General features: G+C 69.9%; 10 protein-coding genes. 7 read left to right on the top strand and 3 right to left on the bottom strand.

Annotated features, from left to right (window positions below):
• Window positions 1-5 precede the first annotated feature (5 nt).
• The 5 genes from ACIBK0_RS14010 (at window position 6) to ACIBK0_RS13990 (ending at window position 6,871) form a co-directional block, all read left to right on the top strand.
• On the top strand, window positions 6-1,562 hold the full coding sequence (locus tag ACIBK0_RS14010; RefSeq protein WP_399079156.1) for a PucR family transcriptional regulator: 1,557 nt from the start codon (window positions 6-8) through the stop codon (window positions 1,560-1,562).
• A gap of 206 nt (window positions 1,563-1,768) precedes the next feature.
• Window positions 1,769-2,611, top strand: coding sequence for a nitrilase-related carbon-nitrogen hydrolase (locus ACIBK0_RS14005; protein ID WP_399079154.1), 843 nt, complete (start codon window positions 1,769-1,771; stop codon window positions 2,609-2,611).
• Window positions 2,612-2,753: 142 nt separating this feature from the next.
• Window positions 2,754-4,154, top strand: a complete 1,401-nt coding sequence (gene hydA, locus ACIBK0_RS14000) for a dihydropyrimidinase (RefSeq protein WP_399079152.1) — start codon at window positions 2,754-2,756, stop codon at window positions 4,152-4,154.
• 18 nt (window positions 4,155-4,172) lie between these two features.
• Entirely contained in the window at window positions 4,173-5,192 is a 1,020-nt protein-coding gene (locus ACIBK0_RS13995; RefSeq protein ID WP_399079150.1) for a TIGR03842 family LLM class F420-dependent oxidoreductase, read from the top strand.
• A gap of 152 nt (window positions 5,193-5,344) precedes the next feature.
• The gene (locus ACIBK0_RS13990) at window positions 5,345-6,871 is read left to right on the top strand and encodes an NCS1 family nucleobase:cation symporter-1 (protein ID WP_399079148.1); all 1,527 of its coding nucleotides are present in this window, start codon (window positions 5,345-5,347) and stop codon (window positions 6,869-6,871) included.
• A gap of 131 nt (window positions 6,872-7,002) precedes the next feature.
• Here the strand turns inward: ACIBK0_RS13990 and ACIBK0_RS13985 are convergent, their stop codons facing one another.
• The 3 genes from ACIBK0_RS13985 to ACIBK0_RS13975 all read right to left on the bottom strand — a co-directional run bounded on the left by ACIBK0_RS13985 (window position 7,003) and on the right by ACIBK0_RS13975 (window position 9,643).
• Complete coding sequence (locus tag ACIBK0_RS13985) at window positions 7,003-7,665, bottom strand: hypothetical protein (RefSeq protein WP_399079146.1); 663 nt, start codon at window positions 7,663-7,665, stop codon at window positions 7,003-7,005.
• A gap of 122 nt (window positions 7,666-7,787) precedes the next feature.
• A complete protein-coding gene (locus tag ACIBK0_RS13980; RefSeq protein WP_399079144.1) occupies window positions 7,788-8,645 on the bottom strand; it encodes a class I SAM-dependent methyltransferase in 858 nt (285 codons plus the stop codon).
• Window positions 8,642-9,643, bottom strand: coding sequence for a carboxymuconolactone decarboxylase family protein (locus tag ACIBK0_RS13975; protein ID WP_399079142.1), 1,002 nt, complete (start codon window positions 9,641-9,643; stop codon window positions 8,642-8,644). Before ACIBK0_RS13975 ends, ACIBK0_RS13980 begins: the two co-directional genes overlap by 4 nt.
• A gap of 415 nt (window positions 9,644-10,058) precedes the next feature.
• Between ACIBK0_RS13975 and ACIBK0_RS13970 the strand changes: the two genes are divergently transcribed.
• Both ACIBK0_RS13970 and ACIBK0_RS13965 read left to right on the top strand, forming a co-directional pair.
• Entirely contained in the window at window positions 10,059-11,171 is a 1,113-nt protein-coding gene (locus tag ACIBK0_RS13970; protein WP_399079140.1) for a sensor histidine kinase, read from the top strand.
• Window positions 11,168-11,836, top strand: coding sequence for a response regulator (locus ACIBK0_RS13965; protein WP_399079138.1), 669 nt, complete (start codon window positions 11,168-11,170; stop codon window positions 11,834-11,836). Before ACIBK0_RS13970 ends, ACIBK0_RS13965 begins: the two co-directional genes overlap by 4 nt.
• Window positions 11,837-11,848: the final 12 nt, after the last annotated feature.

Here is an 11,848-nt window from a genome sequence, read left to right as displayed (position 1 = left end):
TCGCCATGACCACCGCCCTGGAACCCGCCCTGTCGGTACGCCAGGTCCTCACCCTGGACCGGGTGCTCGCCGGAGAGCCCGAGGTGGTGGCCGGCGCGGGCCATCTCGACCGGCCCGTGCGCTGGGTGCACGTCGCCGAGGCCGCCGATGTGGGCGTGATGCTCAGCGGCGGCGAAATGGTGCTCACCACCGGGGTGTTGCTCGCCGGCGATCCCGACGCTCAGGCCGAGTACATCCGCTCGCTGCACCGCGCGGAGGCCGCGGCCGTCGTCCTCGGACTCGGCCGCGCCTTTCCGGCGCCGCCGGACGTGATGCGCCGGGCGGCCGAGCGCTGCGGGCTGCCCATGGTGGTGCTCCACCGGCCCTTCCCCTTCGCCGAGTTGACGGAGGAGGTCCAATCCCGGCTGGTCAGAAGCAAGTTCGCGGCCGTGAGTCTGTCCGAGGCGGTACGGACCGCGCTCACCGGACTCATCACCGCGGGCGCCCCGCTGCAGCGGATGCTCGACGAGATCGCCGGGCACGCCGCCTGTCCCGTCGTCGTCACCAACCTCGCCCACCGGGTCCTCGCCACGGCGGGGGAGCGGTCCGCCGTCGACGACGTGCTGCGCGACTGGGAGCGCATCGCCCGGCAGGCGGGCGGCAGCGAGGGCGACGGCTGGATCCGCGCCGAGCTGGGCGGGCGCGGCGAGCGCTGGGGCCGCATCGTGCTGTGCGGTTACCGCGGCGACGGCGCGACCGGGCGGCTGCTCGCCGACCGGGCCGCCGAGTCCCTGGTCCTGCACCGGATGCTCGGCGGCTCCGTGCACACCTGGGAGGAGGAGTCCGCGCAGAGCCTGCTGACCGACCTGGTGAGCGGTGTCGTACCGGCCCGGCAGCTGCTGCCGAGGGCGCGCGCGGCCGGGCTGCCCGTCAACCGGCGGGCATTCGTGCCGCTGGTGGTGCGCGACGGCGACCCGGCCCAACTGAATCGTGTCCTACGTGTGTTGGGGCTGCCCGGACTCGTCGCCGAGCTGGCCGACGGGGCTACCGCCGTGCTGCTCAGCCTCGCCCGCGACCAGGACGCCGAGGCGCTGGCCACGCACTTCGCGGTGCGGCTGCGCCATGAGACCGGCGCCCGTACGGCGGTGGCCGCGGCCTCTCCCCGTACCGTCTGGGAGGACGTCCCCGGCGGCCTGCGCGAGGCCCTGCACGTCGCCGAGGCTGCCGCCGACGCACCCGCGGACCAGGATCAGCCGGTGCTCATACGCCTGCGGGACGTGCATCTGCGCGGTCTGGTGCGGCTGTTGCGGGACGATCCGCACGTCCAGTCCTTCGCCGAGAGGGAGTTGGACGGTCTGTTGTGCGGTGCCGACGCCGAGGCGGAGCTGCTTCCCGTACTGCGGACATATCTCGCCACCGGCCGCAACAAGTCGCGCACCGCGCAACTCCACCATGTCAGCAGGCCCGCCCTGTACCGGCGTCTGGAGGTCATAGAGGCCCGTCTCGGCGTCGACCTCGACGACTTCGAGCAGGCGGCATCCGTGCACATCGCGCTGCTCGCACACGACGCGCAACAGAGATGAAACGTGGGACGACGCGGGAAAGCGGTGGTGAAACATGGGTCGACGCAGGGGTGACACCGTGGAACGCCACGCGTCCGCAGACGTGACACCGTGCAACTCAAAGCCACCCTCCGGCCTTTCTAGGCTCCTGGGGCGGGCACCGGAAGTGCCGTCTGCCGGGCCACTTCCGGCGCCCGCCCCAGCACACCGAGCGACCGGAGGTCCCGATGAGCAGAGTGATCCGCGCCGCCGTCTTCCAGACCGCATGGACCGGCGACAAGGAATCGATGATCCAGGTCCACGAGCAGGCGGCCCGCGACGCGGCCGCGCAGGGCGCCCAGGTCCTGTGCTTCCAGGAGCTGTTCTACGGGCCCTACTTCTGCCAGGTCCAGGACAAGGCGTTCTACGAGTACGCCGAGCAGATCCCCGAAGGCCCGATCGTCCAGCGATTCCAGGCGCTCGCCAGGGAGTTGGGCATCGTCCTGATCCTGCCGATGTACGAGGAGGAGCAGCCCGGCGTCCTCTACAACACGGCTGCCGTGATCGACGCGGACGGCTCGTACCTCGGCAAGTACCGCAAGCATCACATCCCGCAGGTCGAGGGCTTCTGGGAGAAGTTCTACTTCCGTCCGGGCAACGCCGACTGGCCGGTCTTCGACACCGCTGCCGGGAAGATCGGCGTCTACATCTGCTACGACCGCCACTTCCCGGAGGGCTGGCGTGCGCTGGGTCTCGCGGGTGCCGAGATCGTCTTCAACCCGTCGGCCACCTCGCGCGGTCTGTCCGCCTACCTCTGGCAGCTGGAGCAGCCGGCGGCGGCCGTCGCCAACGAGTACTTCGTGGGCGCGATCAACCGGGTGGGCGTGGAGGAGCTCGGCTCCAACGACTTCTACGGGACGTCGTACTTCGTCGACCCGGAAGCCCAGTTCGTCGGGGAGGTGGCCGGCGACAAGGAGACCGAGCTCGTCGTCCGCGATCTCGACATGGCCAAGCTGCGAGAGGTGCGCGACCGCTGGCAGTTCTACCGGGACCGCCGTCCCGACGCGTACGAGCCGCTGACCGCTCCCTGACCGTCGTCCCGCGCCGTCCACGGGCCCGGTCACGGGGACCGGGCCCGCGGCACCGTCTTCCTTGTAAAGAAACAGCGTTGACCTCAGTTTTCAACAGGAGCGGGATTCCCTCAGTGCACGCACGACCGGAAGGAGAGGGAGCATGAGCCGTACCGTCATCCGTGGTGGCCTCGTCATCACCGCGTCCGACGAGATCCACGCCGACGTCCTGATCGAGGACGGTCGGATCGTGGCTCTCGCCGCGACCGGCACCCCGGCAGCCGAGTCGTGGACGGCCGAGCGGGCCATCGACGCCACCGGCAAGTACGTCATCCCGGGCGGCGTCGACGCCCACACTCATATGGAACTGCCGTTCGGCGGCACCTTCGCCTCCGACACCTTCGAGACGGGCACCCGGGCCGCGGCCTGGGGCGGCACCACCACCATCGTCGACTTCGCGGTGCAGAGCGTCGGCCACTCGCTGCGCGAGGGCCTCGACGCCTGGAATGCCAAGGCCGACGGCAAGTGCGCCATCGACTACGCCTTCCACATGATCGTCTCCGACGTGAACCAGGAGACGCTCAAGGAGATGGACCTGCTGGTCGAGGAGGGCGTCACCTCCTTCAAGCAGTTCATGGCCTACCCCGGCGTCTTCTACAGCGACGACGGCCAGATCCTGCGCGCCATGCAGCGCTCCGCCGAGAACGGCGGTCTGATCATGATGCACGCCGAGAACGGCATCGCGATCGACGTGCTGGTCGAGCAGGCGCTCGCCCGTGGAGAGACCGATCCCCGCTATCACGGGGAGGTCCGCAAGGCGCTGCTCGAAGCCGAGGCCACCCACCGCGCCATCAAGCTCGCTCAGGTCGCGGGCGCCCCGCTGTACGTCGTGCACGTCTCGGCGCAGGAGGCGGTCGCCGAGCTGGCACGGGCGCGCGACGAGGGCCTGAACGTCTTCGGCGAGACCTGCCCGCAGTATCTGTTCCTGTCCACCGACAATCTCGCGGAACCGGACTTCGAGGGATCGAAGTACGTGTGCAGTACGCCCCTTCGGCCCAAGGAGCACCAGGCCGCCCTGTGGCGCGGCCTGCGTACCAACGACCTCCAGGTCGTCTCCACCGACCACTGCCCGTTCTGCTTCGTCGGCCAGAAGGAACTCGGCCGCGGGGACTTCTCGAAGATCCCCAACGGCCTTCCTGGCGTCGAGAACCGCATGGACCTGCTCCATCAGGCCGTCGTCGACGGGCACATCTCGCGCCGCCGCTGGATCGAGATCGCCTGCGCCACCCCGGCCCGAATGTTCGGTCTGTACCCGAAGAAGGGCACCATCGCGCCGGGCGCCGACGCCGACGTCGTCATCTACGACCCGCACGCGGAACAGGTCATGTCGGTCGAGACGCACCACATGAACGTCGACTACTCGGCGTACGAGGGCAAGCGCGTCACCGGCCGTGTCGAGTCCGTGCTGTCGCGCGGCGAACTGGTCATCACCGAGCGGGAGTTCACCGGACGCGCGGGCCACGGCGTCTACACCCCCCGCTCCACCTGTCAGTACCTTCTCTGAGCGACTAGGAGTGGCGCCATGGACTTCGGACTCGTGCTGCAGACCGACCCCCCTGCCTCCCGCGTCATCGACCTGATGAAGCGGGCCGAGGGCAACGGCTTCACCTACGGCTGGACCTTCGACTCCGCCGTGCTGTGGCAGGAACCCTTTGTGATCTACAGTCAGATCCTTGCGAACACAGAGAAGTTGACGGTGGGGCCGATGGTCACCAACCCGGGCACCCGCACCTGGGAGGTCACCGCCTCCACCTTCGCGACGCTCAACGACATGTACGGCAACCGCACGGTGTGCGGCATCGGCCGCGGCGACTCGGCCATGCGCGTCGCCGGCCGCAAGCCCAACACCCTCGCCCGGATCAGCGAGGCGATGAAGGTGATCCGGGCGCTGGGCCGGGGCGACGAGGCCGACCTCGGCGGCACCGTCGTCAAGTTCCCCTGGGTCCGGCCCGGCGCCCAACTCCCGGTCTGGATGGCCGCGTACGGTCCGAAGGCGCTGAAAATGACCGGTGAGGAAGCAGACGGCTTCATCCTGCAGCTCGCGGATCTGTATCTGACCGAGTACATGGTCAAGGCGGTGAAGAACGCTGCCGCCGAGGCCGGGCGTGACCCCTCCGACGTCAAGATCTGCGTCGCCGCGCCCGCGTACATCACCGCGGACGACTCGCCGGAGGCGCTCGCCCACGCGCGCGAGCAGTGCCGCTGGTTCGGCGGCATGGTCGGCAACCACGTCGCCGACCTCGTCGCCAAGTACGGCGAGCACTCGGCCGCCGTACCCGACGAGCTCACCGACTACATCAAGGCCCGCGAGGGCTACGACTACTCCCACCACGGGCGCGCCGACAACCCCGACACCGCCTTCGTGCCCGACGAGATCGTCGACCGGTTCTGCCTCATCGGCCCGGCCGAGAAGCACATCGAGAAGCTCAACGCACTGCGTGAGCTCGGCGTCGACCAGTTCGCGGTCTACGACATGCACGACGCGCAGGAGGCCACCATCGACGCGTACGGGGCGAAGGTCATCCCGGCGATCAACGGCTGACCGCGTACGACAGCCCTACCGCGGCACCCGCTCCCTCCCCGAATCGTCCCCTTCCCGCCGTCCCGGGAAGGGGATCGGCCGCACCCGCACACCCCCCACGGCGTCACCCGCACGGCCTTTCCCGTCCCACTCCTCATCTGATTGGCCTGCCCATGACCGAGACCGTCCCTCCGGACAGCCCGCCCGCCGCTCAAGTCACGCTCCCCGACGGCCGGGTGGAAATCGCGCCCGACGCCCCGGCGCCGACCGGCCCCTACGCCAATGAGGACCTGCTGCCGGTCCCGGTCGAGAGGCGCACCTGGACCACGTACAACTTCTCGGCGCTGTGGGTCGGCATGGCCCACAACACCGCTTCCTGGACGCTGGCCTCCGGTCTGATAGCCGTCGGCATGGACTGGAAGCAGGCCGTCTTCACCATCGCACTGGCCAACCTGATCGTGCTCGTCCCGATGCTGCTCACCGGGCACGCCGGGCCCAAGTACGGCATACCCTTCCCGGTCTTCGCGCGCGCCTCCTTCGGCGTCCGCGGCGCGAACCTGCCCGCTGTCGTACGGGCGTTGGTGGCCTGCGGCTGGTTCGGCATCCAGACCTGGATCGGCGGCGAGGCGATCTACTTCCTCGCCGGGAAGCTCTTCGGCGACGGCTGGAAGAACGCCGCCGAGGTCGGGGGCTACGCCTGGACCATGTGGCTGTCGTTCGCGATCTTCTGGGTGCTCCAGGTCGCCATCATCTACCGGGGCATGGAGACGATCCGCCGCTTCGAGAACTGGGCGGCGCCCTTCGTGCTCATCGGCGCCGGCGTGATGCTGTGGTGGATGAGCAGCAAGGCGGGCGGCTTCGGCCCGCTGCTCGACCAGCCCTCCAAGCTGGGCTGGGGCGGCGACTTCTGGAAGCTGTTCTGGCCCTCGCTCATGGGCATGATCGGCTTCTGGTCCACGCTGTCGCTGAACATCCCGGACTTCACTCGGTACGGCAAGAGCCAGAAGGCGCAGACCTGGGGTCAGGCGCTCGGTCTGCCGACCACGATGACGCTCTTCGCCTTCCTGTCGGTCATGGTCACCTCGGGTTCGCAGGCCGTGTACGGCAAGGCGGTCTGGGACCCGGTCCAGCTGGCGGCCAAGACGGACAACGTCGCCGGCATCCTGTTCGCCCTGGTCACCGTGCTGGTCGCGACCCTGTCCGTGAACATCGCGGCCAACCTGGTCTCGCCGGCGTTCGACTTCTCCAACATCGCGCCACGGAAGATCAATTTCCGCACCGGTGCTCTCGCCACTTGCGTCCTCGGCGTGCTGATCTTCCCCTGGAAGCTGTACTCCGACCCGCAGGGCTACATCTTCACCTGGCTCGGTCTGGTCGGCGGTCTGCTCGGCACGGTCGCGGGCATCCTCATCGCCGACTACTGGATCCTGCGCCGCACCAAGCTGGACCTCGCCGACCTGTACCGCACGGGCGGCCGCTACTGGTACGACGGAGGCTGGAACTGGCGGGCCGTAGTCGCCTTCGCCACCGGCGGCGTCCTGGCCATCGGCGGCGCCGACTTCCATCCGCTGATCGACGGCCGGCCCATCCCGGCGCTGGAGTCGCTGGCCGACTACGGGTGGGCGGTCGGACTCGGAACGTCGATGGTTCTGTACGTGGTGCTGATGCTGCTGCGAGGCAAGGAGAAGGTCACTGTCTGACGTGCCCGACTTAGGTGCCCCTGGGTAGGGCCGACCGCATTGTCCGGGTCGGCTCTACCGCGTTCTGCCGGGCTTGTGCCGGTTCTTCGAGGCCTGTCCCGGTCTTCAGATCCTGTTCCGGCTCCTCCGGACTATTGCCCGCTCTTCTCCAATACTGCCACCGCGTCCTTGGCGGCTTTGATGGCGCCCTTGTTGATCTCGTCCGTACTCGGCGCCTTCTTCGTCTCGAAGTCACTGCCGTTGTACGTGATGACGACCAGCGCGTTGGACACGCGGGCCAGCACCACTCCCTCACGCGTCTGCTGCTTGTCCTCGGTGGTGAGGTTCACGACGGAGTATGCGGTGTCGCCGAGCCCGGGGACCGCCCCGCCGCCGCTCTTGTCCGCCACGCGCCCCTCGTAGGACTTCTGTGCTGCTTCGTCCGTCTCCTTGATCTCGTACGAGACGTCGAGCCAGCGGTAGTCGAACCCCTTCAACGCGTTCCAGGAGCAGGTGCGGCGCACCGACTTGTCGGTCGAAGCGATCTCCTGCCCGGCCGTCTTGGCGCCAGGGACCAGGGACTTGACCGTCGTCTCCGTGACGCCCTCGCAGGGCGCGGGCGATGCGGTGTACGTCTTGGTGGCCGCGGACGTCGAGGGTGCGGATGCCGTATCGGTCGTCTTCGGCGTCGGTTTGTGCTCGGCGGTGGGGGTCGCGGCGAGCGGACCGGACGTCAGAGCCCAGCCGGCCGAGGCGAGCACGGCGACCGGCAGCAGGCGCGCGGTGAGAGCGAGCGGCAGAGGAAGAGAACGCAAGGCGCACTTCTCGTGGGGGACGGTGCGGAGGGAGTCCGCACTGCGGACGGGACGCCAGTGTCACATGAGTCCCTGTGGGGCGGAAGTGCGAACTCGCTCCGTGCCTGTGTGGTGACAATGGCTCACTGTTGACGGGGCGTGGGTCGCCGCGCGGCATCCCGAGCGGTCGCCCTCGCCGTCACCAGCCATACCGCCGCCCGGAGGCGGACGCCGCGATCCGTCTCGTACGGGCGCAGGGTGCCCTCCAGAGCCGCACGCGTGTCTGCGGCGACCGTACGCCCCGGTGTGCGGGAGAGGATGAAGTCGACGGCGTCCGAGGCGTCGCGCCCCCACACGGTCTCCGTCTCGACGGGGGTCACGGTCACGTCGTCGTACCCGCGCAGGACCTCACGGATCCGGGCCGGGTCGGACAGCGACGCCATCGCGACCTGCGCGGCGACGGTGTCGGCGTCCGGCCCCTCCAGCAGTTCGCCGAACAGGCTGAGGGCCCGCGACTCCTCGACATCCGGCCCGGCGGGCCGCGGACACACGAACGCGAGCCGCCCTCCCGGCCGCAACGCCCCTGCCAGATTCCGGAAGGCGGCCGCGTGGTCCGCGAAGAACATCACGCCGCCGCGGCTGATGACCACGTCGTAGCCGGCGGGCGGGAAGGGGTGGATCTGTGCGTCGGCAAGCTCGTACGCGACGTTCGTGACGCCCTCGGTGGCGCTGATCGCCCGTGCCCTGTCGAGCAGGGGCTCCGAGATGTCGACCCCCACGGCATGTCCGCTCGCGGCCAGCCGGGCGGCGATCCGGGTCGTCGCTCCGGCGCCGCAGCCGACGTCGAGGACGCGATCGCCCGCCGCGATGGCCGCGCCCGCGAACAGCGCGTCGTTCACGCCCGACAGCATCGTGTCGTAGCGCTCGCGGTGGGCGGCCCAGTGGGTGCCGACGGGGCCGTTCCAGGCCTGTGCCTGAACGGAGTTGGCGATCCGGGTCATGAGGTCTCCTTCGCGGTGTGGACGGGAAGCGTGCTCTCGATGCGGTCGACGGCGGCGAACGCGCCGTACGCCACGAGGCGTACAAGGCAGTGGTCGGTATGGATAGGTTTGCGCCAAGCCGTCACATCTTCGTCCGTGATGCGGTACGGGGCGAGGGCGGCCAGCAGCGCGAGACGCGCGCCGGGGCGGGAACGGTCCGGGAGCTCGTCCCAAGCGAGCGGCGGATGCGTGCCGTCCCACGCCTGGAGCGCTTCCCGTACGAGGTTCCGGTCGTCCTCGTCCAGGAGCCCCGCCCCGGCCGTGGCGGCGTCGCGCAGTGCGGCGTAGGCCGGGCCGACGGTGGTTCCGTGTGCCCAGTCCGGGCCGGGACCCGGGTCGTCGAGGAGTGCCAAGCCCGCCCCGGTGGGGGGACGTCGGCGCACCGTCCTGGCGAGGGACCGTCCCCCGAGACTCCGGACGGCCCGGAACCGCTGGACGTTGCCCGGCAGCAGGTTCTCGGTCAGCAGGGCCGACACGATCCGGTTGATGAAGTGGAAGGAGAGGACAGTGCCGATGTAGGTGGGAGCGTGGGCACCGGGGAAGGGGTACGGCGTCAACTCGACCGCCCCAGGAATCCGGCTCGCCCTGCCCCACGCCAGCAGGCGCGCGTGCCGCTCGTCGGCGGGGGTCTCACCGCGCACCATGGCTTCGGCGAGAGAGTGGTCCCCGGTGGCGTGCAGCAACATCGTGTGCGCGTCCACACAGAACGGACACCGATTGGCTTGGGAGGTCCCCAGCGCCGCGAGCTCCTTGCCGGTCCTGTCCCCGTCGCCCGCGATGAGGGACTCGCGCATCAATGCCCAGGCGGCGGCCATGATGTCGGGCGCGGAGGAGAGCACGACGAAGGTGACCGCCCGCTCGATCCCGAAGTCTTCGGCGAGTTGGGCGTAGACGGCTGCGGTGACGCCGGTGGCGGATTTGGGTGGGGGAGGGGTGGTGTGGCGGAAGGGGTTGGGCATGAGTTGCCTCCGGGAGGCTGTCGGTGGTTGTTCAGGGCTGTGGGGTGCGGGTTGCGGCCTGTCGGCCGGCGATCGAGGCGGCGGCGGTGGTTGGTTGGTGGCTGAGCGCCGGCCGCGACGGTTGGCCGCCGACCGTGATCGCTCACCGCTGCGGGCAGTCGTTCCGCAGGTCGATGGGGGTACCCCCTTGCTCGAGCAGGGCCGAGAGCTTGGGGGAGGGTGGGGCGCCGTCGGCAGCGCCGGGTGCCATGGCAACCCTGGCCCAGGGGAGGCACCCGAGACGTCGTACACCCGAAGGCAATACCGGCTACCCCCACTGGGCTCGCGCGCAGCCCGACCTACTGCGCCGGGAGTACCCCGGCAGCCATCCACAGGTCTGACGCGGCTGTCGGCCCAGCCGCATATGGTGCCGAACATGCAGCTGGACCAGGCCACCCGCAGGCGCCTGACCGACGCGACCCTCGCGGTTGTGATCGGTGGCCTTGTCGTGACCGCAGCCGCCTTCCATGACGGCACGACCCTCGTCGACTACGCCCTGATCACCCTCGGTTCCCTCACCCTCGCGGCCTACCGCGGAGCGCCCCGCGTCGTACTGGCCATCACCACGGCCACCACGACGGCATACGTCGTCCACGCCCACCCCGGCTCGCTGTCCGCCCTCCCCGTGCTGGCCGCCGTGTACACGGCGGCACGAGCGGGCCACCGAGCCGTGGCGGCGCTCGCAAGTGCCGTGTTCCTGGCCGGATTCGCGGCTACGGGACCCGCGACGCAAGAGATCGTGGAGCGAACCACGCTGCTCACGGGCTGGTTCCTGTGCGCCCTGGTGACAGGCCTCGCCGACCGCAACTGGCAGGCGTACCTGCGCCAGACGGAACAGCGCGCGCTGGAGGCGGAACGCACCCGCGAGGAAGCGGCACTGAGACGTGCGGGCGAGGAACGGCTCAGGATCGCACGGGAGTTGCACGACTCGCTCACGCACAGCATCTCGATCGTCAAGCTCCAGGCGGGCGTCGCCGTCCACCTCGCCCGCAAGCGTGGCGAGGACGTGCCGCCCGCGCTGCTCGCCATCCAGGAGGCGGGCGGCGAGGCGATGCGCGAACTGCGCGCCACGCTGGACGTGCTGCGCACCGACGAGCCGACCGGCACCCCTGCGCTGCTCGTGGAACGTGCCCGCGCCGCCGGCCTCGCCGTGGATCTGAGAGTGACCGGCGAGGAACGCGCGCTCACGGCAACCGTGGACCGTGCCGCGTACCGCATCGTCCAGGAGGCCCTGACGAACGCCGCCCGGCACGCGGGTCCCGCAAAGGTCACCGTCGAACTCGACTACGCACCCTGCGAGTTGACGATCCGAGTGGACGACGACGGTGTCGCCAGGCCGGCCCGGCAGCTCAGACCCGGCATCGGTCTCACCGGTATGCGCGAACGGGTCACGGCCCTCGGTGGCACCCTGCAGGCGGGACCGCGCGCGGAGGGCGGCTTCTCGGTAAGGGCCGAACTGCCGCTGGGCATACCGGAGGACGTGTCGTGATCAGGGTCGCGCTCGTCGACGACCAGGCCCTCATGCGGGCCGGTTTCCGCGCCCTGCTCGACGCCGAGGAAGGCATCGAGGTGGTGGGCGAGGCCGCCGACGGTGAACAGGGGCTGGCCCTCGTGCGGGCCGAGGTGCCCGACGTCGCCCTCGTGGACGTACAGATGCCCGTGATGACGGGCATCGAGGCGACCCGCCGTATAGCCGCCGACCCCGAACTGTCCGGCGTGCGCGTCGTCATCCTCACCAACTACGGCCTGGACGAGTACGTCTTCGAGGCGCTGCGCGCCGGTGCCAGCGGCTTTCTGCTCAAGGACACCGAGCCCGCCGACCTGCTGCAGGCCATCGAGGTCGTCGCCCAAGGCGAGGCGCTGCTGTCTCCGTCCGTGACGCGTACCCTGATCGGCGAGTTCGTCGCGCGGCCGCCGGACCGGACGACCGCGCGTGGCCTGGAGCACCTCACGCGCCGCGAACGCGAGGTCACGGCACTTGCCGCACGCGGCCTCACCAATGAGGAGATCGCCGTGCACATGGTCATCAGCCCCTTCACGGCCAAGACCCATATCAGCAGGGCGATGACGAAGCTGGGTGCTCGCGACCGGGCCCAACTGGTGGTGTTCGCCTACGAGTCGGGTCTGGTGACGGCCCGCGGGCATACAAAGTGACGGCTTCCGCCG

The organism is Streptomyces sp. NPDC050564, from assembly GCF_044457265.1.
Classification (GTDB): Bacteria; Actinomycetota; Actinomycetes; order Streptomycetales; family Streptomycetaceae; genus Streptomyces.
Note: the sequence above shows the minus strand (reverse complement) of the source record. Positions and strands in the feature narration are given on the sequence as shown.

Excerpts from the sequence above, each read along its gene's own strand:
- ACIBK0_RS13975 (WP_399079142.1), bottom strand. The coding sequence starts at position 9,643 with ATGCCCAACCCCTTCCGCCACACCACCCCTCCCCCACCCAAATCCGCC.
- hydA (WP_399079152.1), top strand. The coding sequence starts at position 2,754 with ATGAGCCGTACCGTCATCCGTGGTGGCCTCGTCATCACCGCGTCCGAC.
- ACIBK0_RS14005 (WP_399079154.1), top strand. The coding sequence starts at position 1,769 with ATGAGCAGAGTGATCCGCGCCGCCGTCTTCCAGACCGCATGGACCGGC.
- ACIBK0_RS13990 (WP_399079148.1), top strand. The coding sequence starts at position 5,345 with ATGACCGAGACCGTCCCTCCGGACAGCCCGCCCGCCGCTCAAGTCACG.
- ACIBK0_RS13980 (WP_399079144.1), bottom strand. The coding sequence starts at position 8,645 with ATGACCCGGATCGCCAACTCCGTTCAGGCACAGGCCTGGAACGGCCCC.
- ACIBK0_RS13970 (WP_399079140.1), top strand. The coding sequence starts at position 10,059 with ATGCAGCTGGACCAGGCCACCCGCAGGCGCCTGACCGACGCGACCCTC.
- ACIBK0_RS14010 (WP_399079156.1), top strand. The coding sequence starts at position 6 with ATGACCACCGCCCTGGAACCCGCCCTGTCGGTACGCCAGGTCCTCACC.
- ACIBK0_RS13995 (WP_399079150.1), top strand. The coding sequence starts at position 4,173 with ATGGACTTCGGACTCGTGCTGCAGACCGACCCCCCTGCCTCCCGCGTC.